This is a genomic window from Flavobacterium sp. GW823-FHT06G12, assembly GCF_058794775.1.
Map to the genome: position 1 here is coordinate 1,296,052 of NZ_JBXAHE010000002.1, position 23,603 is coordinate 1,319,654.

Sequence of the window (23,603 nt, forward strand, 5' to 3'; positions counted from 1 at the left end):
ACAATTTTTTGAAAAGAAATCTTTTTTAGCTATAGCAAAAAAAACAAATAAACCTCACATTTCTGTGAGGTTTTATGGGGTGTTATTTAGTTTGATTTTATATTTTTTAAAAGAGCTTTGTTTATCTCTTCTTGTTTTCGTTTTCTTTCTTGATCTTCTTTTTCCTTTTTTTCGAGATCTGCTTTTTTTGTTAGCGAAATTTCCATTTCTTTTTTTAAATCCTCCACTTTTTTAGAGCTTGCTTCTAGATCAGTTTTGGATTTGTTTAGCTTTTCTTCCGATTTTGCTATTTGTTCTTTGGTTTTCTGAATGTTTTTTTGAACATCACTATTTGTATTATTAGGAGAATTTTCAAGTGCAGCTAATTCATCTTGTTGCTTTTTCAAATCAGCATTTAGTTTAGCGTTTTTTTCTTCTATCTTTTGTTTTTTCTTTTCTTCATTAATCAATGTTTTTTGGGCTTTTGAGCTCTGATTGTGCAATTGATTGGACATTGCTTGTTGAGACCAGTTATTTTCGTCCCTTAATCGCTCACTTGCCCATTTTTGATTTTGTGCATTGATTTGTTGGTGCATTTGCATTCTTTGGTCAATTTGTGCTGAAGCAAAAAACGGCAACATTATCAATAAAGTTGTAATATAATGGATTCTCATAATTTGGTTTTTGGTTGGTTTTTTGAATCCAAATATATTTAAAAATTATTCAAAATTATCTGATTAATTTTAATGCTTTATTGAAATTTAAACTCTGGCTAGAAACAAAAAAAGAAACCCGACAGGTTTTTAAAACCTATCGGGTTTGAATATGTAATAAATCTAAGATCTACTCCCGATAACTATCGGGATTAAATCTAAAATAGATTAATATCTGTAGTACTCTGGTTTGAATGGACCTTGAACTTCAACACCAATGTAAGCAGCTTGATCTTCTCTTAGAACTTCAAGTTCAACACCTAATTTAGCTAAGTGTAAAGCAGCAACTTTTTCATCTAAATGTTTTGGTAACATGTAAACTTCATTTTTGTAAGCTGCACTGTTATTCCATAATTCAATTTGAGCTAAAGTTTGGTTTGTAAATGAGTTACTCATTACAAAACTTGGGTGACCTGTAGCACAACCAAGGTTTACTAAACGACCTTCAGCCAAGATAATGATATCTTTTCCGTTGATGTTGTATTTGTCAACCTGAGGTTTGATTTCGATTTTAGAAGCGCCGTGGTTTTTGTTTAACCAAGCCATATCAATTTCGTTATCGAAGTGACCAATGTTACAAACAACAGTTTTATCTTTCATTTGCTCGAAGTGCTCTCCAAGAACGATATCTTTATTTCCTGTAGTTGTAATGATGATGTCAGCATTAGCAATTACAGTGTTTAATTTTTTAACTTCATAACCGTCCATTGCAGCTTGTAAAGCACAAATTGGATCGATTTCAGTAACAGTTACAATAGAACCAGCACCTCTAAAAGAAGCAGCAGTTCCTTTTCCAACGTCACCATATCCGCAAACAACAACTCTTTTTCCAGCTAACATTAAGTCAGTTGCACGACGTACAGCATCTACAGCAGATTCTTTACAACCGTATTTGTTATCAAATTTAGATTTAGTAACAGAATCGTTAATGTTGATTGCAGGCATTGGTAAAGTTCCAGCTTTTACTCTTTCGTAAAGTCTGTGAACACCTGTTGTAGTTTCTTCAGAAAGACCTTTAATTCCAGGAACTAATTCTGGGTAACGATCAATAACCATATTAGTTAAATCTCCACCATCATCAAGAATCATGTTCAATGGTTTTCTTTCTTCACCAAAGAATAAAGTTTGCTCAATACACCAATCAAATGACTCTTCGTCAAGACCTTTCCAAGCGTAAACTGAAATTCCAGCAGCAGCAATAGCAGCCGCAGCTTGATCTTGAGTAGAGAAAATGTTACAAGAAGACCAAGTAACTTCTGCACCAAGAGCAATTAAAGTTTCGATCAAAACAGCAGTTTGAATCGTCATGTGTAAACATCCAGCAATACGAGCACCTTTTAATGGTTGTTCGTCTTTGTATTCAGCACGAAGTGCCATTAAACCTGGCATTTCAGCTTCAGCTAGTTCAATTTCTTTTCTCCCCCAAGCCGCTAGAGAAATGTCTTTTACTTTATAAGCCACATAAGGCGTAGTCGTTGTACTCATTTATAGTATATTTGTATTGTAAAATTTTTGCAAATTTAGGGAATAGCTTTTGAATTTTACTAATTTCTGTCAGATTTGTGAAATCTTTAATTTCTTAATCTTTAGAAAGTTAGTTGTAAAGGTTTTTAAAAGCTAATTATCCTATCTCCTGCATCTTTTATGCAGTGTCGATCGAGTAAGTACTTGTATTGCATATATAGAGAAAGAATAATTAATTAGATGAAATTTTTTAAATATATATTAATAGTTGTTTTTGTTTTGTTTTTAACAAAGGTGTGTAATAGACTTATTGAACCAGAGACAGTAATGATTGCAGGGGAAGAGGTGTCTTTGGAAAATCCGTGGAGAAAACCTACGGAGGCAGAGAATTTAATATTTAGTAAATTAGTGTTTAGTAAAGAATTAGATAAGTGTGAGGATCTTTTTTTGAAAGAAATTTATAAAAACACTTATATAGCAGCTTGTAAGAAAGCAAATAAAAAGTGGAATTTTTACTATGTAATGCCTCATGAAAATGATATTACAGGTTTAAGTTCAGAAGTAGAAGATGATATAACTCCTCCAAATTAAAAGTAATGCCATTATATAAAACCATACAATTTAACAAAACAACCAAGATCTTAATTTGGGAAATAACAGAATCTCTTGAAGAATTATTGAGTAAAGTGGTATTGAAAGAGAAAACACAAAAGAGATTGGAAGGAATGAAGTCTCAAATGCATCAGCGTGCTTTTTTAAGTGTTCGAATGCTGATTCAGGAAATGGGTTTTACTGATAAAGATTTGCATTATGACGAGTTTGGGAAACCATATTTTGATTGTCATAACCATATATCAATTACGCATTCGTACCATTTTTCGGCAATTATTATAAGTGACGAAAAAGTTGGAATTGATATGGAATTGCAACGCGAAAAAATTCAGAGAATTGCAGATAAATTCACTGATTTTGAATGCAGTTATTTAAAACCAGAATTTGTAGAAGAATACATAAAAAAACTTACCGTGATTTGGGGAGCCAAAGAGGCAATCTTTAAAATTAGAAATGAAAAAGGTATCAGTTTTAAAGACCATATCAACGTTAATAATTTTTCTTTAAAGGAAAATCAAACCGTTTCTAGCCTCCATTTTGATGATTTGATAAAAGATTTTGATGTACATTATCAGGAAGTCAGATCGGATAATTTTGAAGGGATATTTACTTTGGTTTATGCCTTTGAAAAATAACTTTTAAGGCGCAGTATCAGGTTTCATAATTTGCGATGAGTTATTTAAACTTCACTTTCTTTTTGGCGATGCTGAAACATACTCATATATAAAAAAGTACTCATTTTTTTAGCGCGTCTTTTTAATGTATCGGCATTTTCACCTTCAAAATGTTCATTAATAGTTTGGAACCAATGATTAAGCCAGATTCCAAATTCGTTTGGTGTAATTTTTTCGTCAAAATGAGCATCAACCTCATTGTGAACCTCATGTGGATTTCCTTTGTATTTGCGAACACCAAATAGATTTGTTTCCCAAAAATCAGTTAGTTTTTCAAGATGTGCGTCCCAATCAGAAATTATTTCATTAAAATAAAAGCCGATTTCTCGATCGGCTCTTATTTTAGTATAAAACTGATGTACTAAAAAAGACACATCAGTTCTATTTTCTATTTGTTTTTTCATAGAATCAAACTATTTAAAAGTATAAAAAACAAGCTTAAAGTTGCGCTTAGCATAATAAGATTGAAAACTACTTTATGTTTCATTTGTGCCAATATAGATGTATTTGCAAAAACACAAGCTAAAACAATAATTCCTAATTGAATCATTTGCGGGATAGAAGTTCCGTTGGCTAAAACATACATAGCAGCAGCGCCTCCTAAACAGCTTTGTCCAATTACTGCCATTGCAGCAGAACCCATATAATTTCTATTGAAAATGTCGAATGTTGTTTGATATAGTGTCATGATATTCAGTTTTTTATATGAACAAAATTACGACGACAATAGTGTTGCATTTTATGACTTTAATCATAAAATGGGATTTTTTTTATCTGTATACTTTTCGGTTAATAATTTTCAATTCGCCTTTTTTCTCCAATGCTTTTATGGTTCTAATAACGGTTTCTACACGTAAACCAGTTAAATCTCCAATTTGCTGTCTGGTAAAATTGATAAGATAACCATTTTTATCTTTTTGAAAGTTGAAGTAAGCAATTCCGTGATCAATCAGTTTCAATACGCGATGTTCTGGCTCGTGTGTTGAGATTTCTGCGGCCATAATCGATTTATAATACAATCGCTGTGCAAGATTCTCAATTACTTTAATGCTTACTTTTGGGTTTTCTTCTAAAAGTTTCATGAAGTTCTCTTTCGGAAGAATAAAAATTTCTGCATTCTCTACCGCAATTGCATTTGCTGGATATTTTTGATTCAAGAATAAAGGAGGTTCGCCAAAAGATTGTCCATTGTAAAATATTCCTTGAATAAATTCACGTCCGTCATCATTGTAATTGCTCATTTTTACTTCGCCAGAAATAACTTGGTAATAATGTAATGGAAGATTTCCTTCTTCAAAAATAATATCATTTTTATCGAAAGATTTTTTAACTACACCGTATTTTTCTAGTAATTCTACTGTAATCATAATGCATTGTTTACGTTATCAAAAGACGTACAACAAATATAATTCATTCAAAATAGTTCTTCTGCACTAAAAATCTTTTACTTTTACACCTTGTATGCAAGAACAAATTCTCACTATAAGACAACAGATTTTAGAAGCTAAAAGCAATGGCCAAAAATTACTGGCAGTGCTTTTGGATCCTGATAAAATTGTATTGGAAAATGTTAATTATTTAATTGAAAAAATTAATGGTTCGCCTGCAACTCATATTTTTGTTGGAGGAAGTATTGTTCAGAATAACATTTTAGAAGAATTGATTTCGGAATTAAAGCAAAAAACGAATCTTCCTGTTGTTTTGTTTCCTGGAGACCCTTCTCAAATTTCAGTAAAGGCCGATGGTATTTTATTTCTGTCTTTATTGTCGGGTCGAAATCCCGATTATTTGATTGAATACCAGGTTCAAGCTGCTCCAATTCTAAAAAAAACAAATCTAGAAGTCATTTCTACAGGTTATATTTTAATAGAAAGTGGTAACGAAACTGCTGTGGCTCGTGTAAGTAAAACAAAACCCTTAAGCAGAAAAAATCTTGAGTTGGTTTTGGCAACAGCGCAGGCAGGGGAAATGTTAGGAAACCAACTGATTTATTTAGAAGCCGGAAGCGGCGCAAAAGAGCCTGTTCCGACAGAAATGATTGAGATGATTTCTCAAAATATTGAAATTCCTGTTATTGTTGGTGGAGGAATTGTAGATTTGCAGGGAATTCAGAAAGCCTATAAGGCTGGTGCAGATTTGGTTGTTATTGGAACAGCTTTTGAAAACAACAGTCATTTTTTTGAACAATAAACGCCAAATACCACATCTCTAATGATAGATTTTTTTTTAGACAGTTATAAAAACGCACCGCTATGGCATATTGCTTTAGAGTTTTTAGTATTTGTTTGCGGAATTTTAAGTGTTTGGTTTGCTAAAAAAGAAAACATTTGGGTGTATCCAACAGGGTTAATTGCAACTGTTATATCAGTTTATCTGCTTTATATTGCAGGTTATATAGGAGACATGATTATTAATGCTTATTTCTCAATAATGAGCATTTACGGCTGGTATGTGTGGGCAAAAGGCGGAACAGCCGAAGACAATTTGCCAATTACCCGTACAAATTTTAATGAAAAAATAATCGGAATCTTACTGTTTATTGTAACTGTTTTTGTAGTTTTCGGGATTTATAAATATTTTGATTATGAAATTCATAAAGACAATTATGTTGATATGATTTCGTCAGGAATATTTTTCGCAGGAATGTGGTATATGGCCAGAAAGAAAATAGAAAACTGGACACTTTGGATTATTGGTGATATTATTGTTGTGCCTCTCTACGCTTATCGTGGTTTAGGGATGTTGTCACTTCAGTACATAATTTTTACAATTTTGGCTATTTCAGCTTATTTAGAATGGAGAAAGATCTTAGACAGCAAAAAACAACCATCATAAAAATTGCTTTGTTTGGGCCTGAGAGTACAGGCAAAACAACCCTAGCAAAACAGCTTGCAGATTACTACGAAACAGAATGGGTTCCTGAATTTGCTCGTGATTATTTGCAAGAAAAATGGGAAGAAAACCAGCATATTTGCGTAGCAGATGATATGATGCCAATTGCATATGGTCAGACTGCATTGGAAAATGAAAGATTAGCAAAAGCAAATAAATACTTGTTTTGTGATACCAATTTGATGGTAACCAAAGTGTTTTCTGAAATGTATTACGGTTTTTGTGATCCGCTTTTGAATGAAGCGGCGCTAAAACACGAATACGATTTATTTTTCCTTACAGATATTGATGTTCCTTGGGAAAAAGACGATATTCGCGATACTCCTGAAGGTAGAGAAAGCGTATTTTCTGTTTTTAAACAGACTTTAATAGATACCAATAAACCTTTCATAATTTTATCTGGAGATAAAGAAACGAGATTAGCGAAAGCAATATCAATTATTGATAATTTGACTATTGCAAAAGAGCATAATTTCTTGCCAAGTGATTTTGTACAGATATACAATAGAGGAATTTCTTTTGACGCTATTTTAAAACAATTAGAGTTTCTTGAAAACGGAATTGTAAAGAGCAATTTAGTGAGTCCTGCTAAAATTGGTAATGGAATTCTAAGTTTATCAGAAAAAGATTTTGAAGAAAAAGCTATTTTTTTTGATGACCAGAAAGAAAAATTAAAGATTAAAAAGTTTGTTCCAGCTTCTGGTGCGGCAACAAGAATGTTTAAGTTTTTGACGGCTTTTTTGAATGATTTTGATATTCAAAAAGAAACAATAAACGGTTATATCAATAGGAAAAAAGATAAAGAATTAGCCATTTTTATTATTGGAATGGATAAATTTCCTTTTTTCAAGACAGTAGATCAAAAATTAAGAGAAATATATCCTGATTTTGAAACTCTCGAGAGAGATAATAAGAATTATTATTTTATAAAATTATTATTATCTCCAGACTATTTTGATTTTGCTAATAAGCCAAAAGCAGTATTGCCTTTTCATTTATATGAAACTCATATTGCAAATCCAATTGAAGAGCATTTAAACGAATGTATACATTATGCAACTTCAAACAAGATATCCAATCTGCATTTTACAGTTTCAGAAATTCACCAAAACTTATTTTATAAGGGAGTTGATGAGGTTATAGAAAAAATTGAAGAACCATCTGGTGTGAAAATCAATATCGGATACTCGTATCAAAATAAAAGCACTGATTCTATTACTATCGACGAAGGAAACAAATTGGTAAAAGATAAAAACGGTAGTTTAATTTTTAGACCAGGCGGGCATGGAGCTTTGATTGAAAATTTAAATGATCTTGATGCTGATGTGATTTTCATTAAAAATATCGACAACGTAATTCAGAACCATATTGATAAAATTACATTGTACAAAAAAGCATTGGCAGGCGTTTTAATTGAAGTGCAGCAAAAGGTTTTTTCTTATTTACAATTAATTGACCAAAATAAGATTGAAGAAAATCATTTAGCAGATATTGTTCTATTTTTAAAAGAAGAGCTAAATATTGAGATTAGTAATGATTTCAATAAATTTACTTTTGAGAATAAAATAAGTAAGATTAAAGAACTTCTAGATAGACCAATTCGTGTTTGCGGAATGGTAAAAAATGAAGGAGAACCTGGAGGTGGCCCGTTTTGGGTGATGAATGATAAAGGGGTGGCTTCTCTTCAAATTGTAGAAACATCTCAGGTAGATTTGACAAGTAAAAAACAGCAGTCAATTTTAACTGAATCAACGCATTTTAATCCAGTAGATTTAGTTTGCGGTATTAAAAATTATAAAAACGAAAAGTTTGATTTATTGCAGTTTGTAGATCAAAAAGCTGGTTTTATTGTAGAGAAAAGTGTTGACGGGAAAACGGTAAAAAGTTATGAATTGCCTGGTTTATGGAACGGATCAATGGCCAACTGGCTAACTATTTTTGTAGCTGTTCCGTTAATTACTTTTAATCCTGTAAAAACAGTAAACGATTTATTGAAAACGGCGCATCAGCCACAATAATATGGATGGAGAAAAAATCATATCAGAATTAAACTTTAAAGCCGTCCGCAGTAGTGGATCGGGCGGACAAAACGTGAACAAAGTTTCGTCTAAAGTAGTGCTGAATTTTGATTTAAATACTTCTCAGGCTTTATCTGATGAAGAAAAATTGCTTTTGCTAACTAATATTTCAGGGCGTTTAACTTCTGAAAATATCCTGATTTTAAATTGCGATGAAGACAGAAGCCAGCTTAAAAATAAAGAAATTGTAACCAAACGATTTTTGGAAATTATCAAAAAAGGACTTTATGTTCCGAAAGTTAGAAAAGCTACAAAAGTTCCAAAAGCTGTAATTAAGAAAAGAATCAAGGATAAAAAGAATATTTCTGATCTAAAACAATCTAGAAGAAAACCGAACTTGGATTAAATTCCAATTTTTAAAATTCCAAATTCCAAAACAGTCGAAATAAGTCTGTTTTGGAATTTGGAATTTCTTTTTTGGAGTTTTAAATATTTTAACATTACATTTGCACTGTCTCAAAGGGGTGCTCCAAATAACGAGCTGAGATCATACCCAAAGAACCTGAGCGAGTAATGTTGCTAAGGGAAAACGACACTATCGAGCGTGCACACTTTATTTTGTCGTGAAACACATTTATTAATTTAACAAAGAATAATTCCCCCTTTTATTCGTAATTCTTTACGAATGAAAACTGTTTTTTTAGGTGCTAAGGCACAGAGGTACAAAGGTTCACAGGCTCAAAATGTAGTCGGAGCCAAATTTGTTTTTTCTTCATTTTCTTTACTCTTTACTCTATTTTCTTTTGCGCAACAGCAACAGAAAGATTCTACCAAAGTAAATTCTCTAGATGAGGTTTTGGTTTCTGCAGTTCGTGTTACTTCTAAGACTCCAGTGAGTTTTAGTAATATGGATAAAAAAGAAATTAAGTATAGAAATTTAGGTCAGGATATTCCTGTTCTGATGAATTATATGCCTTCAGTTGTAACGACTTCAGATGCTGGAAACGGTGTGGGTTACACAGGAATTCGCGTTCGTGGAAGTGATGCTACACGTGTAAACGTAACTATAAACGGAATTCCTTACAATGATGCAGAAAGCCAAGGAACATTTTGGGTAAATATGCCCGATTTTGCTTCTTCTGTAGAAAGTCTTCAGTTGCAACGTGGAGTTGGAACTTCTACAAATGGGGCAGGAGCATTTGGAGCCAGTTTAAATTTACTGACTGATAGTTATGCTAGAAAAGCGACAGGTGAAATCTCAAGTTCTGCAGGATCATTCAATACAATTAAAAATACTGTAAAGTTTAGTACAGGTTTATTAAATGATCATTTTGAGATTGCTGGGCGTTTGTCTACAATAAAAACACACGGATATATTGATCGCGGAAGCGCCGATTTAAAATCATATTTCTTGCAAGGAACTTACGTAGGCAAAACGACTTTGATAAAAGCTTTAGTCTTTGGTGGAACTGAAAAAACGTACCAATCTTGGAACGGAATCGATGCAGAGACTCTTAATACAAATCGTACTTTTAATTCTGCAGGAATGTACACAGACGATGCAGGAAATGTACATTTCTATGATAACGAAACTGATAACTATAATCAAGATCATTATCAATTGCACTGGAGTGAATCTATTTCTGATAAATGGAGTACAAATCTGGCATTTCATTATACAAAAGGAAAAGGATATTACGAAAATTATAAAGAAGATGAACCTGTTGAAGGTTATGGACCAATTCAACCAACAAAAACAGTTGAAGATGATAATGGGAATTTAATTCCAGTAACCGATTTGATTCGTCAAAAATGGTTGGATAATGATTTCTATGGAACGACTTTTTCTGCTAAATATGTAACAGAAAAACTAAATGTTATTTTAGGAGGAGGTTGGAATAAATATGAAGGAGACCATTTTGGAAAAGTAATCTGGGCACAATATTCAGATCAGTCAGCGTTAGGAGCTCATTATTACGATGATTATTCGTCAAAAACGGATGGTAATGTTTTCGCGAAAGCAAATTATCAATTCACAGAAAAATTAAGTTTCTACGGAGATTTGCAATACAGAAATGTGAAATATAAAGCAAATAGTAAAGAGACTGGTTTGGTAGATGATAATTTTAATTTCTTTAATCCGAAAGCTGGTTTGAATTATGCTTTCAATGAAAAAAACACTTTGTATTTCTCTTACGCACGAGCGAATCGTGAACCAAACAGAACAGATTACGAAGGTGGAAATGTAAAACCAGAAAAACTGAATGATTTTGAGTTAGGATGGAGATTCAATTCAGAGAAATTTCAATTGAATTCGAACCTATATTATATGGGATATAGAGATCAATTGATTTTAACGGGAAGATTAGACGATGTTGGAAACCCGATTCGCGCTAATACAGAGAAAAGCTACCGTTTAGGCTTTGAGTTTGATGCGACGATTGCACTTTCTGAGAAATTCACTCTAAGACCAAACTTTACTTTAAGCAGCAACAAAAACGTAGATTTAGCTGTTGATGGAGAATTTTACGGAACTACAAAAATTGCCTATTCTCCAGAAGTAATTGCAGGAAACGTTATTGTGTATAAACCTATGGAGAGATTGTATCTTTCATTATTGCAAAAATATGTGGGAGAACAATACATGAACAATATTGAACTTCCGGCAGCTAAACTGGCAGACTACTTCGTAAACGATTTTAATGCATCATATGAAATAAAACCAAAAACAATTTTTCAATCGATAACAATTACAGCTTTGGTGAATAATATTTTCGACAAGAAATATGTTTCAAACGGAGCAATGTGGGACGTTTACCCATACTATTATCCGCAAGCAGGAACAAACTTCTTAATTGGTTTGAGTTTGAAATTCTAATTAAGTTAAGACACAAAAAAAGCCTGAAATTATTTTCAGGCTTTTTTGTTTTTAATTGTATACGTGAATTACGGTTCCAGAAGATTCGACACGATATTGTTTCATCGGATATTCTTTTCCGCCAAGTCCTGTATATAAGTTGTATTGCGTTTTATCGCAGGAGCAAACAGCATAAATTCCATCGATTGTCATTGGAGTACAAGAAGTCAAGGCTTGGTTTGGACAAGCTGCATCAAAAGCAGTATAAGTTCCCTCGCCGGTTTTCATTACAATAATCCCTTTTGCTCCATAATTGGCAACAAAAACAGGATTACTTGGATATAATAATTTGTTATACGTTGGTAAATTAGTGTCAAGATATGCGTTTATAGAATAATTAGGAATGTAAGGATTGTTGCTACTTCTGTTGTTGTCGCTGCAAGAGAATAAAATAGCAGTAAAAGCGATAAAAAACCAGATTTTTTTCATTATTTGAATAAGAATTAGTTAAAACAAAAATAATTTATTTAGATTTGAAATCTATATGATTAACATATAATTATGTACTATTAAAAATTATAGTATATTTGTGGTAAGAAAATCCCGTCGCGATGGGATTTTTTGTATTTATATAAACGATGAAGTTATGAGTAAAGTATCTTATTATACAGCAGAAGGATTAAAAAAATTAAAAGATGAATTGGAGCATTTAAAAAGTGTAATGCGCCCAAAGGCATCTCAAGATATTGCGGATGCAAGAGATAAAGGTGATTTGTCTGAAAATGCGGAATATGATGCAGCAAAAGAAGCACAAGGTTTGTTAGAAATGAGAATTTCTAAACTAGAAGAAGTATATGCAAATGCAAGATTAATTGACGAGTCTCAACTAGATGTTTCTAAAGTTTTGGTTTTATCGAATGTAAAAATCAAAAACCAAAGCAACGGAATGGAAATGAAATATACGCTTGTTGCTGAAAGTGAAGCAGATTTAAAAACAGGAAAAATCTCTGTAACTTCTCCTATAGGAAAAGGTTTGCTAGGAAAATCTGTTGGAGAAGTAGCTGAAATTACAGTTCCAAATGGAGTTCTTAAATTTGAAATTCTAGAAATCTCAAGAGACTAAATTTAGTTTAACCGTTTAATCGTTAAATCGGTTAAACGATTAACCAAATAAACGAATAAACAATGAGTACAATATTCACTAAAATAGTAAATGGAGAAATTCCAGCTTATAAAATTGCTGAAGACGAAAACTATCTAGCATTTTTAGATGTAAATCCGAACGCTAAAGGACATACGCTTTGTATCCCGAAACAAGAAATCGATAAGATTTTTGATATGGATGAAGAGTTGTATTTAGGTTTAATGAAATTTTCTAAAAAAGTCGCTGCAGCTTTAGAAAAAACAGTTCCATGCAAAAGAATCGGAGTAGCGGTTGTAGGACTTGAAGTGCCTCATGCACACGTACATTTGATTCCGTTAAACCACATGGACGAAATGCGTTTTATTGATAAAGTTTCACTTTCAAAAGAAGAATTTGAAGCTTTAGCAAAAGATATTCAATCAAATTTATAAGGTTTCGACTTCGCTCAACCTGACAATAAAGTGAAAGTGCAGTAAAATTTATTACTGCACTTTTTTATTTAATGAAATCTGAAAAGTAGTTCCTTTCCCAATTTCAGAATGAAGAACTTTGATTTTACCGTTGTGATATTCCTCGACAATTCTTTTAGTTAAAGAAAGTCCAAGTCCCCAACCGCGTTTTTTGGTTGTAAAACCAGTTTCAAAAATGGTTTTAAATTGTTTTTTTGGAATTCCAGTTCCAGAATCTTTAATATTGATTTTTACCTGATGAGCATCTTGTTCAATTTGAAGATCAAGAGTTCCTTTTCCTTTCATGGCATCAATTGCATTTTTCACTAAATTTTCTATAGTCCAACTGTGTAATGTTGGGTTTATCATTCCTAAAATGGGTTCGTTTGGTGCCTGAAAAGAAAATGTAACTTGTTTAGAAAAACGAGATTGCAAATATTCATAAGCCGTTTTGGTTTCGTCGACAATATCGTGAAGTTCTAAAACCGGCACTGAACCAATTTTAGAAAAACGATCTGTAATAGTCTGAAGACGTTCTATATCTTTCTCAATTTCGATACTTATAGAAGGATCAATTTCTTCTGTTTTTAAAATTTCAACCCAGCCAATTAATGAAGAAAGCGGAGTGCCAATTTGGTGTGCCGTTTCTTTTGCCATTCCTGCCCAAAGCTTATTTTGAGTTGCCATTTTGGTGCTTTTATAGAAATTATAAATTAATGCAATGCAAAGGAAAATAATAAGAAGCAACGCAATTGGATAATATTTGAGTTTGTTTAGCAACGCAGAATTGCCATAATATAAAGTCTGGTATTTTCCTGGGGCGTATTCAAAAGTGATTGGTTCATTTTCATTTTTAAGCTTATTTAAGAAAGCCGTTCTTTTTTTCTTGTCATTAAGTATTTCATCAGGAACGTTTACAGAACTCACTACATTGTCATAAAGCATTATAATGCCCGGAATAGAAGTATTATTGCTAAAAATCTGAAGAGGCAATTCAACATCAGTATTTTCATTAGCATTAACCAATGTAATTTGAGCATTTACAAAAAGGTTCATTTTTAAACGCTCCTCATTTTTAAAAATCTGGAAGAAAGTATAAGTATTCCAAAGAATTAGAGAAATGATTATAAAGCAAACCGAAATAATAATCCAGCGCGTAGTATTTGTTCTTTCAGAAAAAGACATATCAGTTATTTTGTGGTATAAATATAACGAAATATACACATTTTATATTTTGCCAATGCTTAAAGATTTTTCGTTTTTATCTGCAAAACTATTTCTTCTAATTAAACCATTTCAATACTTTTGTAGCTGCTAAAATGAGATTCTGTTTAAATTTTAAAGTATGATCAGCATTAACCCAAAAGAGATACCAACGGCCAAATTACAAGGCTATTTACAGAGTTCAATTGGTCCACGACCTATTGCTTTCGCGAGTACAATTAGCGAAAAAGGCATTCCCAATTTGTCTCCGTTTAGTTTCTTTAATGTGTTTAGTGCCAATCCTCCGATTTTGGTTTTTTCGCCCTCAAGACGTGTTCGAGATAATACAATTAAACATACTTTAATTAATGCTGAAGCAACTAAAGAAGTAGTAATAAATGTTGTAAATTACGATATCGTACAGCAAACTTCTTTAGCAAGCACAGAATACGGAGATGGCGTAAATGAATTTGTCAAAGCAGGATTAACGCAAATTCCATCAGATTTAGTAAAACCATATCGCGTAAAAGAATCTCCAGTTCAGTTTGAATGCAAGATTACGCAGATTATTCCGTTAGGAACAGAAGGTGGAGCAGGAAATTTGATTTTATGCGAAGTTGTTAAAATTCATATTGACGAATCGATTTTAGATGAAAACGGAGCAATAGACCAGCATAAAATTGACTTGGTTTCAAGACTTGGAAATAATTGGTATTCAAGATCAAATCAAGGGCTTTTTGAAGTTGCAAAACCCTTAACAACACTAGGAGTAGGAGTGGATGCAATACCAAATTTTGTAAAAGAAAGCGATGTTTTTGATGGGAATGATTTAGGAAAATTAGGGAATATAGAAGCCTTGCCTACAACAGAAGAAGTTACTATATTTGTGAAAGCAAATTTTGCAGTCAAAGGAGTTTTAAGCTCAGACGACCAGAAAAAAGTGCACTTAGAAGCCAAAAAATATCTGGATAATGGCGATGTAGAGTCGGCATGGAAAGTGCTTTTAGCGAAGAAATAAAAGAAATAGAAACAATAATTAAATAGACGAAGATGGAAGTTACAGGAAAAGTAAAAGTGGTTAACCCAGAGCAGCAAGTTAGTGCCTCATTCAAAAAAAGAGAGTTAGTTGTTACTACTGAGGAGCAGTATCCACAACATATTTTAATCGAATTTACACAAGATAAATGCGATTTGTTGAGTAGCTATAAACAAGGAGATGCAGTAAAAGTTTCTATCAATTTAAGAGGAAGAGAATGGGTTAACCCACAAGGAGAAACTAGATACTTCAATAGTATTCAAGGTTGGAGAATCGAAAGATTAGCTCCAGAAGGACCAGCGCAAGGAGCTCCAATGCCAGCTGCAGAAACTTTTGCACCAGCAACAAGTATAAACGAAGACGAACCAGACGATTTACCGTTCTAAGAGTTTAGAAATTACAATATTTTAAATTCCAAATTCCAATTCATTCGCGTGAGTTTGGGATTTGGAATTTTGTTTTTGAATTAATACTTCTAAGTAGAATTTTATCATTGAAATTTAAATAATGTATTTCTTATTTGATAATTTATATTTTCCGCCCGTTTCAGAAGCCGATGAAGAAGGTATTCTGGCTGTTGGTGGTGATTTAAGTCCTGAACGCTTAAAACTGGCTTACAATAGAGGGATTTTTCCTTGGTTTAATGAAGGTGAGCCTATCCTTTGGTGGGCGCCAGATCCTCGTATGGTTTTGTTTTTAGACGAATTAGTTATTTCTAAAAGCATGCGGAATATTTTAAACAGAAAACAATTTACAGTTACCTTTAATACCAACTTTAAAGAAGTAATTTCGAACTGCCAAAAAATACAACGTATTGGTCAGGACGGAACCTGGATTTCAGATGATATAGTAGAATCGTATTGCGAACTTAATCGGCAAGGAATTGCAAAATCGGTTGAGGTTTGGCAAGACGATGTTTTAGTTGGAGGTTTGTATGGCGTCGATTTGGGACATGTTTTTTGCGGAGAAAGTATGTTTTCTAAAGTATCAAATGCTTCAAAAGTGGCTTTTATATCCCTAGTAAAACATTTAGAAGAAGAAAATTATAAATTGCTTGATTGTCAAGTTTATAACCCGCATTTGGATAGTTTGGGTTGTCGCGAAATTGATCGAGAGGAATTTATGGCTATTTTAAAAAGTGAATAAAAATGAGTGCAGTCTATAGTGTAAAAGAAATTTATATTTATCCGATAAAAAGCTTGGCAGGCATTAGTGTAAAAAGTGCCAATGCTGAAGAAATGGGTTTTGAAAATGATCGAAGATGGATGCTGATTAATACAGAAAATGTTCACGTTACGCAAAGAGAATACCCAATAATGAGTCAGTTTTATCCTGAGATTTTGGGAGACAAAATTCAAATTACTTTTGAAGGAGAAACGCATGATTTTTCTATTAATGAACATTTAGAAAATGCAATAGAATCTCAAGTTTGGGACGATAAAAGTGAAGTTTTCGAAGTAAATAAAAACTCTTCAAAATGGTTTAGCGACAAACTAGGATTTGAGTGCAAATTGGTAAAAATCAATAATATTGGAGATCGTAAACATGAAAGTTCGAGAACAAACGAAACCTATAATGTAAGTTTAGCTGATGGTTATCCTTATCTGCTAATTGGAACTGAAAGTCTTGATTTTTTAAATGAAAAATTAGAAGAAAAAATCACCATTAAAAGATTTCGTCCAAACATTGTGGTAAGTACGAAAAATGCTCATGAAGAAGATGGTTTTAAGGATTTTAAAATTGGAGAAGTTCAGTTTAAAAACATAAAACCTTGCGGAAGATGTATTATGGTAAACAACGATCCGCAGAAAGGAATTGTAAAAAAAGAACCTCTAAAAACCTTGAGCAAATACAGAAATGTAGATAATTCAGTTTTATTCGGAACTAATCTTGTGAGTCTGAATTCAGGGATTATCAGTGTAGGCGATGAGGTCATTTTTTAGAAATTCAGCTTTATAAAATTCCAATTTAGAGTATTAAAAAGTATCAATTCGTTATTTAAAGTTGGTAATTCTAGAATCAATTTCAATGTTTCGTGTGCCATCATATTGCCTATAATTCCAGGCAATGTTCCTAAAACACCATTTAAATTACAATTTGGAACATCTTTTGGATCTGGCATTTCTGGAAACAAATCGCGAAGATTTTTACTTCCGTTATGGTTGAAAACAGCAATTTGTCCTTCAAATTTTAAAATACTTCCATAAACCAAAGGCTTTTTCAATTCGATGCAAGTATCATTGACTAAATAACGAGTTGAAAAATTATCAGACCCATCTACAACAATATCATATTGTTCAATTATTTTTGATGCATTTTCTGCTGTAATTTTTTCGTTAATTGCCACAGCTTGAATCAACGGATTTAGTTTAGAAACCACTTCTTTTGCAACAATTGCTTTTTGTCGGCCAATCTCATTTTCAGTATATAAAATCTGTCTGTGAAGATTATGAATTTCAATAGTATCAAAATCCATAATTCCAATAAAACCAACTCCGGCAGTTGCAATATATTGTAAAATTGGACAGCCTAATCCGCCTGCTCCAATTACTAAAACTCGTGCTTTTTTTAGTTTTTCCTGACCTTCGTCACCAATTTCAGGAAGAATAGTTTGTCTGTTGTAACGAAGGAATTCTTGAATAATACTCATTTTTTAAGTCTTAAAGTTTTTAAAGTCGAAAGTCAAAAGTCAAAAAAGTATTTGTCTAAGTAAAAGACTTTATGACTTTCGACTTTCCAACTTTATGACTAAATGATCTGTCCCAATCTTTCCAAACTGGTTCATAGCCTACATTTTTTATGATTTTTGAAATTTCTTCGGCAGAACGTTCATCGCTAATTTCGAATTGTTCCAAAGATTGCGGATCAACTACATAGCCACCAGGATTTGTCTTAGAACCTGCGCTCATACTTGTAACTCCAATTGGAATAATGTTATTTCTAAATTTCTCATTTTCTCTCGTCGAAATCGAAATTTCTAAATCTTCATTCCATAATCTGTAGGCACAAATTAATTGTGTCAAATCTTTATCGTCCATAATGAAATTCGGTTCGATAATACCTTCAGCAGGTCGAAGACGCGGAAAAGAAACGGAATATTTAGTTTGCCAATATTTCTTCTGCAGATAATCTAAATGCAAAGCATTGAAAAAACTATCAGTTCGCCAATCTTCTAGACCTAATAAAACGCCCAAACCAATTTTATGAATTCCTGCAGTTCCAATTCGGTCGGGAGTTTCCAATCGATATTCGAAGTTAGATTTCTTGCCTTTGGTATGATATTTTTTGTAAACTTCCTGATGATATGTTTCCTGATAAACCAAAACCGAATAAACACCAGCTTCATGTAAACGCTGATAATCTTCTGTAGAAAGTGGCTGAACTTCAACAGAAATAATCGAAAAATCTTCTTTAATTAAGTTGATTGCATTTAGAAAATAATTGATGTTTACTGTATAATTCGCTTCGCCGGTAACCAATAAAACATGATCAAAACCAGTGTTTTTTAAAGCTTCAACTTCAAGTTTTATTTCAGCATCGGAAAGTGTTTTTCTTTTGATTTTATTGTCTAAACTAAATCCACAATAGGTGCAAATGTTTTGGCATTCGTTACTCAAATAAAGTGGCGCATACATTTGAATCGTTTTTCCAAAGCGTTTTTTTGTGATTTCATGGCATTTTTGTGCCATTTGTTCTAAATAGTTTTGAGCAATAGGAGAAATTAAAATCAAAAAATCATCGAGATTGTATTTGGTTTTAGCCAAAGTTCTTTCGACATCTTTTGATGTGGTTTTATATATCTTGGATTGTATTTCATCCCAATTATATTGCTCAAAAATAGATTTAAAAGTATTCATGTGATTTAGTTTTACTGCAAAAGTTTTTTAGCGCAAAGTGCGCTAAGAATACGCAAAGATCGCTAAGCTTTGAGTTCTTGTCTTTGACAAAAAGTCCGCAAAGCTTGGCGAACTTTGCGAAAACACCTTGCGAACTTTGCGTTAAAATTACTCATAAAGAAAAGAAGTCAGCGGGCTAGAAGCCGAAGCATAACTCTGCTGATTGGCAACTTTAGCTTCAAAAGCTTTTCTACCTGCAATTACGGCTTCTTTAAAAGCTTCAGCCATTAATTTTGGATTTCCCGCAACGGCAATGGCGGTATTCACCAAAACGGCATCTGCACCAATTTCCATTGCTTTTGCAGCATCAGAAGGCGCTCCAATTCCTGCATCTACAATAACGGGAACAGTACTTTGCTCGATAATAATTTCTAGGAAATCGATCGTTTTTAAACCTTTATTGCTTCCAATAGGTGAGCCTAAAGGCATGACAGCCGATGTCCCTACGCTTTCTAAATGTTTACACAAAACAGGATCGGCGTGAATGTACGGAAGTACAATAAAACCGAGTTTAGCCAATTCTTCTGTCGCTTTTAAAGTCTCAATCGGGTCGGGCATTAAATATTTTGGATCAGGATGAATTTCCAGTTTTACCCAATTAGTTTCTAAAGCTTCGCGAGACAATTGTGCGGCAAAAACAGCTTCTTTGGCATTTCTTGCTCCTGAAGTGTTGGGTAATAAATTAATATTTGGATGTTTTAAATGTGATAAAATGGCATCTGTATCAGTTTCTAGATCAATGCGTTTTAAAGCAACCGTAACTAATTCGCTTTCCGAAGCTAAAATTGCCTGCTCCATTTCTTCATTTGAACCAAATTTTCCCGTTCCAAGAAACAAGCGAGATTTAAAGGCTTTATCTCCTATATTAAACAATGATGTTTGCATATAATTTTTCGTTTAGTTGTTGAATCAATTTTTCTTTTTCATCACTTTCGGTAATGATTCCAGAAATGGCAATTCCATGAATCCCAGTCTCCATTAACGGATTCACATCTCTTAATGTAATACCTCCGATAGCATAAACCGGAATTTCGATTTTATTTTTTTTCAATTTTTGAAGAATATCAAAATAGCCCGATAATCCTAAAATCGGACTCAGTTTTTCTTTTGTATTCGTAAATCTAAAAGGGCCTAATCCAATATAATTACAACCATTTTTAACGTGATTTTCAATGTCTTCAAAAGTGTTTGCAGTACCTCCAATTACTTTTGAAGTTCCTAAAAAAGCCCTTGCTTCGTCAATTTTGGTATCGGTTAAACCTAGGTGAATACCGTCTGCGTCAATTTCTTTAGTAAGATGTAAATCGTCGTTTACAATAAAATTGGCTGTGTACTTTTCGCATAAAGGTTTTACCGCTTCCGCTAAAGTGAAAGCATCTTTTTGTGTTTGGTTTTTAAAACGCATTTGCACCCAATTACATCCAGCGTCGAGTGCTTGATGAATATTATACAATTGTTTTTCGATAGTTTCGCCTTGCGAGATATATTGAAGTTTGCTATACATAATGATATCCGATTAAAGTTGATGTTGAACTCAAGTAATTTTCGATATAGATTTTAGCGCTTTCACAGGCTTCTTTTAATGTCTGATTTAAAGCTAAATTCGAAGCAATTGCAGAAGAAAGTACACAGCCTGAACCATGTTTTTCAAAGCATTTTTTTTCTGATGGAAGCAATTCTAATGCTTCCTTTTTTAGAAATAAAAAATCTGTTCCTAAGGCTTTTTCATTATGTCCGCCTTTCAATAAAATGTTTGTTGAAAATCTATTTTCATTAGAAGGGAAATCTGGAAATAGAATCTCAGCTTCATGATAATTAGGCGTAATCAAATCGATTTTTGACAATATTTTATTTAAATCTAAACGATCTTCAATATTCATAAACTCAAATTTTGTGGTTGATTTTAAAACGGGATCCCAAACGATTTTTGTTGAAGAAGAAAGCATTTTTATAGTCGAAACAATTCGGTTTAAATCAGGTAAAGAAGACACAATTCCAATTTTCACAACGCTGATTTTATAATTTAAAAACAGCGTTTCGATAGAACGAATAACAAAACTCAAATCAGTCCACTGAATTTCATAAAATTGATTTTCAGTCTGAATTGTATTGGCTGTAGAAATCGCAAAACCAGTCACTTTATGTTGTTCAAATGTTTTGATATCGGCCAAAATTCCAGCTCCTCCAGAAGGATCTAAACCTGCGATTGTGAGTACGAATGGGCGATTTTCTGACATAATTTAAATTGTTTTAACGGATTCTTATGGTTCCAAATACTTCCTAAAAGAGCAACATCATCAAAGCCATTTTCAAGTGTTTTTTGAATGTTTTCAATATCAATTCCGCCTAAAGCAATGACTTTTGTTTTACTGTTTGTTTTTGATTTTAAAGCTTCAAATAAATCGATTTTTGGATGGTAATTTTCTTTAGATATACTTTTAAAAACAGGACTTAAGAATGCGTAATCAAAATCATTTTCTAACGAATTAAAATCTTCGACCGAATGTGTCGATGTTGATTTAGACCTACAAGGTTTTGAAAACCTTGCAGGATCATTAAGATTGCTTTTTCTCTCTTTCTCAGAAAAATGGAGTTTTTCAATACCAAAATCTTCTGCTAAATGATGATGATTGTGCAAAACCAGTTTATTTCTATATTCGGTTTTTATTTGGAGAATAAACTTCACCATTTCTAACTCAGAAAAATCAGGTTTCCGAATATGAAACAAAGACAATCCTTCTTCAAATAAAGATTGAACTATCTTCGTTTCATTTGCAACAACAAAAGGACTAGAAATTACAATCATATCTTTCTTCTTGATTCTATTATCTTTTCACTTAAATATAAATCTCTTTCCCCTGTTCAATAAACTCTTCTGATTTCTCCTTCATTCCTTTTTCCGCAGCAGCGACATCTCTAATTTCTTGAGATATTTTCATAGAGCAGAATTTTGGCCCGCACATTGAACAAAAATGCGCCACTTTTGCGCCATCCGCAGGGAGTGTTTCGTCGTGGAATTCTCTCGCAGTATCTGGATCTAAGGCCAAATTAAATTGGTCTTCCCAACGAAATTCAAAACGGGCTTTGCTTAATGCGTTATCGCGATATTGTGCTCCGGGATGACCTTTTGCCAAATCGGCAGCATGAGCAGAAATTTTATAAGTAATCACGCCGTCTTTTACATCTTTTTTATTTGGTAAACCTAAATGTTCTTTTGGTGTTACATAACACAACATTGCACAGCCATACCAGCCAATCATTGCTGCCCCAATTGCCGAAGTAATATGATCGTAACCTGGCGCAATATCAGTAGTTAAAGGGCCTAAAGTGTAAAATGGCGCTTCATGACAATGTTCCAATTGTTTGTCCATGTTTTCTTTAATCATGTGCATTGGTACGTGTCCTGGGCCTTCAATAAAAACCTGAACATCATGTTTCCAAGCAATTTTTGTCAATTCGCCTAAAGTTTCTAATTCCGCAAATTGAGCAGCATCATTCGCATCTGCAATGGAACCTGGACGTAAACCATCTCCAAGAGAAAAAGCAACATCATATTGTTTCATGATTTCGCAGATTTCTTCAAAATGTGTGTATAGGAAGTTTTCTTTATGATGAAATAAACACCATTTTGCCATTATTGATCCACCTCGCGAAACGATTCCTGTAACACGATTTGCTGTTAAATGAATGTAACGAAGCAAAACTCCAGCATGAATCGTGAAATAGGAAACACCTTGTTCTGCTTGTTCAATTAATGTATCGCGGAAAATTTCCCAAGTTAAATCTTCGGCGATTCCTTTTACTTTTTCCAGAGCTTGATAAATAGGAACAGTTCCAATTGGAACAGGAGAATTTCTAATAATCCATTCTCTGGTTTCGTGAATGTTTTTTCCTGTGGATAAATCCATAATCGTGTCAGCTCCCCAACGACAAGCCCAAACGGCTTTTTCCACTTCTTCTTCAATGCTCGAAGTCACAGCACTGTTTCCAATATTGGCATTAATTTTAACCAAGAAATTACGACCTACAATCATCGGTTCACTTTCTGGGTGATTAATGTTGTTTGGAATAATTGCTCTACCACAGGCCACTTCAGAGCGCACAAATTCGGGTGTGATTTTGTTTTTTGGAGTATTAGCGCCAAAACTATGACCGCTATGTTGGCATTGCATTGCTTTGGTTTGTTCGTTTAAAAGTTCTATTCGCTGATTTTCACGAATCGCGATATATTCCATTTCTGGAGTGATAATGCCTTGTTTAGCGTAATACAATTGTGTTACGTTTGCACCTTTTTTAGCTCGTTTTGGCTGATGTAAATATTCAAAACGAAGATGATTTAAACTTTCATCTTTCAATCGGCTTAAGCCATAATCTGAGGTTATTTCTTCTAGAATTTCAACATCATTTCGGTCTAGAATCCAACTTTCGCGTAAGCGTGGCAATCCTTTTCTAATGTCAATTTCAATATTCGGATCTGTGTAAGCTCCCGAAGTGTCGTAAACCGTTACTGGAGGGTTTTTCTCAATTCCGCCATTTGAAAGTTTGGTGTCGCTCAAAGTAATTTCACGCATTGCTACTTTTATAGGGTGAATTTCACCGTCGATATATACTTTTTTAGAATTCGGAAATGGGGTTCTGGATATTTGTTCTTCTTTCATTTTTGTTG

27 protein-coding genes are annotated in these 23,603 nt (G+C 33.1%); 13 read left to right on the forward strand and 14 right to left on the reverse strand.

Features of this window, described 5'->3' with window-relative positions:
- Positions 1-86: 86 nt before the first annotated feature.
- Entirely contained in the window at positions 87-653 is a 567-nt protein-coding gene (locus tag AC1Q5Z_RS12475; RefSeq protein ID WP_492445077.1) for a KOW domain-containing RNA-binding protein, read from the reverse strand.
- A 207-nt stretch (positions 654-860) separates the two neighbouring features.
- Positions 861-2,177: an adenosylhomocysteinase gene (ahcY, locus tag AC1Q5Z_RS12480; RefSeq protein ID WP_343588736.1), complete on the reverse strand. Its 1,317-nt coding sequence runs from the start codon at positions 2,175-2,177 to the stop codon at positions 861-863.
- Positions 2,178-2,396: 219 nt separating this feature from the next.
- On the opposite strand from ahcY, the gene AC1Q5Z_RS12485 reads away from it, so the two are divergent.
- Both AC1Q5Z_RS12485 and AC1Q5Z_RS12490 read left to right on the forward strand, forming a co-directional pair.
- Entirely contained in the window at positions 2,397-2,747 is a 351-nt protein-coding gene (locus AC1Q5Z_RS12485) for a hypothetical protein (RefSeq protein ID WP_492445079.1), read from the forward strand.
- A 5-nt stretch (positions 2,748-2,752) separates the two neighbouring features.
- Entirely contained in the window at positions 2,753-3,403 is a 651-nt protein-coding gene (locus tag AC1Q5Z_RS12490) for a 4'-phosphopantetheinyl transferase family protein (RefSeq protein ID WP_198854553.1), read from the forward strand.
- 44 nt (positions 3,404-3,447) lie between these two features.
- Here the strand turns inward: AC1Q5Z_RS12490 and AC1Q5Z_RS12495 are convergent, their stop codons facing one another.
- From AC1Q5Z_RS12495 to AC1Q5Z_RS12505, 3 genes are all read right to left on the reverse strand, one after another.
- Positions 3,448-3,846, reverse strand: coding sequence for a group III truncated hemoglobin (locus tag AC1Q5Z_RS12495; protein WP_492445081.1), 399 nt, complete (start codon positions 3,844-3,846; stop codon positions 3,448-3,450).
- Positions 3,843-4,130, reverse strand: coding sequence for a hypothetical protein (locus AC1Q5Z_RS12500; RefSeq protein ID WP_198854551.1), 288 nt, complete (start codon positions 4,128-4,130; stop codon positions 3,843-3,845). Before AC1Q5Z_RS12500 ends, AC1Q5Z_RS12495 begins: the two co-directional genes overlap by 4 nt.
- Before the next feature lie 82 nt (positions 4,131-4,212).
- Positions 4,213-4,809 carry a Crp/Fnr family transcriptional regulator gene (locus AC1Q5Z_RS12505; protein WP_343588734.1) on the reverse strand — a complete coding sequence of 199 codons (597 nt, stop codon included), beginning with the start codon at positions 4,807-4,809 and terminating at the stop codon, positions 4,213-4,215.
- A gap of 94 nt (positions 4,810-4,903) precedes the next feature.
- On the opposite strand from AC1Q5Z_RS12505, the gene AC1Q5Z_RS12510 reads away from it, so the two are divergent.
- The 5 genes from AC1Q5Z_RS12510 to AC1Q5Z_RS12530 all read left to right on the forward strand — a co-directional run bounded on the left by AC1Q5Z_RS12510 (position 4,904) and on the right by AC1Q5Z_RS12530 (position 11,230).
- The gene (locus AC1Q5Z_RS12510; RefSeq protein WP_345157203.1) at positions 4,904-5,632 is read left to right on the forward strand and encodes a phosphoglycerol geranylgeranyltransferase; all 729 of its coding nucleotides are present in this window, start codon (positions 4,904-4,906) and stop codon (positions 5,630-5,632) included.
- A gap of 21 nt (positions 5,633-5,653) precedes the next feature.
- Complete coding sequence (gene pnuC, locus AC1Q5Z_RS12515; protein WP_198854548.1) at positions 5,654-6,277, forward strand: nicotinamide riboside transporter PnuC; 624 nt, start codon at positions 5,654-5,656, stop codon at positions 6,275-6,277.
- On the forward strand, positions 6,238-8,352 hold the full coding sequence (locus AC1Q5Z_RS12520) for a DUF4301 family protein (RefSeq protein ID WP_492445084.1): 2,115 nt from the start codon (positions 6,238-6,240) through the stop codon (positions 8,350-8,352). The genes pnuC and AC1Q5Z_RS12520 overlap by 40 nt, the downstream gene beginning before the upstream one ends.
- A gap of 1 nt (position 8,353) precedes the next feature.
- A complete protein-coding gene (gene arfB / locus AC1Q5Z_RS12525; RefSeq protein ID WP_343588731.1) occupies positions 8,354-8,758 on the forward strand; it encodes an alternative ribosome rescue aminoacyl-tRNA hydrolase ArfB in 405 nt (134 codons plus the stop codon).
- A 279-nt stretch (positions 8,759-9,037) separates the two neighbouring features.
- Positions 9,038-11,230, forward strand: a complete 2,193-nt coding sequence (locus tag AC1Q5Z_RS12530; protein WP_198854545.1) for a TonB-dependent receptor — start codon at positions 9,038-9,040, stop codon at positions 11,228-11,230.
- A gap of 51 nt (positions 11,231-11,281) precedes the next feature.
- Here AC1Q5Z_RS12530 and AC1Q5Z_RS12535 read toward each other — a convergent pair whose 3' ends face one another.
- On the reverse strand, positions 11,282-11,698 hold the full coding sequence (locus AC1Q5Z_RS12535; protein WP_343588729.1) for a Rieske (2Fe-2S) protein: 417 nt from the start codon (positions 11,696-11,698) through the stop codon (positions 11,282-11,284).
- Between the two features lie 157 nt (positions 11,699-11,855).
- Between AC1Q5Z_RS12535 and greA the strand changes: the two genes are divergently transcribed.
- Positions 11,856-12,332 (forward strand): transcription elongation factor GreA, encoded by a 477-nt coding sequence (gene greA, locus AC1Q5Z_RS12540; protein WP_111288069.1) that lies wholly within the window; start codon positions 11,856-11,858, stop codon positions 12,330-12,332.
- Between the two features lie 62 nt (positions 12,333-12,394).
- Positions 12,395-12,784, forward strand: coding sequence for an HIT family protein (locus tag AC1Q5Z_RS12545; RefSeq protein WP_343588728.1), 390 nt, complete (start codon positions 12,395-12,397; stop codon positions 12,782-12,784).
- A gap of 51 nt (positions 12,785-12,835) precedes the next feature.
- On the opposite strand, the gene AC1Q5Z_RS12550 is transcribed toward AC1Q5Z_RS12545, so the two are convergent.
- Positions 12,836-13,987: a sensor histidine kinase gene (locus AC1Q5Z_RS12550; RefSeq protein ID WP_198854542.1), complete on the reverse strand. Its 1,152-nt coding sequence runs from the start codon at positions 13,985-13,987 to the stop codon at positions 12,836-12,838.
- A 160-nt stretch (positions 13,988-14,147) separates the two neighbouring features.
- On the opposite strand from AC1Q5Z_RS12550, the gene AC1Q5Z_RS12555 reads away from it, so the two are divergent.
- The 4 genes from AC1Q5Z_RS12555 (at position 14,148) to AC1Q5Z_RS12570 (ending at position 16,984) form a co-directional block, all read left to right on the forward strand.
- Entirely contained in the window at positions 14,148-15,023 is an 876-nt protein-coding gene (locus AC1Q5Z_RS12555; protein ID WP_492445087.1) for a flavin reductase family protein, read from the forward strand.
- 32 nt (positions 15,024-15,055) lie between these two features.
- Positions 15,056-15,427 (forward strand): DUF3127 domain-containing protein, encoded by a 372-nt coding sequence (locus AC1Q5Z_RS12560; protein ID WP_095927972.1) that lies wholly within the window; start codon positions 15,056-15,058, stop codon positions 15,425-15,427.
- Positions 15,428-15,548: 121 nt separating this feature from the next.
- Positions 15,549-16,187 (forward strand): leucyl/phenylalanyl-tRNA--protein transferase, encoded by a 639-nt coding sequence (gene aat, locus AC1Q5Z_RS12565; RefSeq protein ID WP_343588726.1) that lies wholly within the window; start codon positions 15,549-15,551, stop codon positions 16,185-16,187.
- A gap of 2 nt (positions 16,188-16,189) precedes the next feature.
- Positions 16,190-16,984: an MOSC domain-containing protein gene (locus AC1Q5Z_RS12570; protein ID WP_492445090.1), complete on the forward strand. Its 795-nt coding sequence runs from the start codon at positions 16,190-16,192 to the stop codon at positions 16,982-16,984.
- On the opposite strand, the gene AC1Q5Z_RS12575 is transcribed toward AC1Q5Z_RS12570, so the two are convergent.
- The 7 genes from AC1Q5Z_RS12575 to thiC all read right to left on the reverse strand — a co-directional run bounded on the left by AC1Q5Z_RS12575 (position 16,981) and on the right by thiC (position 23,595).
- Positions 16,981-17,691, reverse strand: a complete 711-nt coding sequence (locus AC1Q5Z_RS12575; RefSeq protein WP_343588725.1) for a HesA/MoeB/ThiF family protein — start codon at positions 17,689-17,691, stop codon at positions 16,981-16,983. The genes AC1Q5Z_RS12570 and AC1Q5Z_RS12575 overlap by 4 nt on opposite strands.
- A 55-nt stretch (positions 17,692-17,746) precedes the next feature.
- Positions 17,747-18,898 carry a 2-iminoacetate synthase ThiH gene (gene thiH / locus AC1Q5Z_RS12580; RefSeq protein ID WP_492445092.1) on the reverse strand — a complete coding sequence of 384 codons (1,152 nt, stop codon included), beginning with the start codon at positions 18,896-18,898 and terminating at the stop codon, positions 17,747-17,749.
- 147 nt (positions 18,899-19,045) lie between these two features.
- Complete coding sequence (locus AC1Q5Z_RS12585; RefSeq protein ID WP_492445094.1) at positions 19,046-19,822, reverse strand: thiazole synthase; 777 nt, start codon at positions 19,820-19,822, stop codon at positions 19,046-19,048.
- On the reverse strand, positions 19,803-20,441 hold the full coding sequence (locus AC1Q5Z_RS12590) for a thiamine phosphate synthase (RefSeq protein WP_343588723.1): 639 nt from the start codon (positions 20,439-20,441) through the stop codon (positions 19,803-19,805). The genes AC1Q5Z_RS12585 and AC1Q5Z_RS12590 overlap by 20 nt, the downstream gene beginning before the upstream one ends.
- Entirely contained in the window at positions 20,434-21,174 is a 741-nt protein-coding gene (locus AC1Q5Z_RS12595) for a hydroxymethylpyrimidine/phosphomethylpyrimidine kinase (RefSeq protein WP_488754955.1), read from the reverse strand. The genes AC1Q5Z_RS12590 and AC1Q5Z_RS12595 overlap by 8 nt, the downstream gene beginning before the upstream one ends.
- Entirely contained in the window at positions 21,132-21,743 is a 612-nt protein-coding gene (locus AC1Q5Z_RS12600) for a thiamine phosphate synthase (RefSeq protein WP_492445095.1), read from the reverse strand. Before AC1Q5Z_RS12600 ends, AC1Q5Z_RS12595 begins: the two co-directional genes overlap by 43 nt.
- Before the next feature lie 31 nt (positions 21,744-21,774).
- Positions 21,775-23,595 carry a phosphomethylpyrimidine synthase ThiC gene (thiC, locus tag AC1Q5Z_RS12605; protein WP_343588720.1) on the reverse strand — a complete coding sequence of 607 codons (1,821 nt, stop codon included), beginning with the start codon at positions 23,593-23,595 and terminating at the stop codon, positions 21,775-21,777.
- Positions 23,596-23,603 lie beyond the last annotated feature (8 nt).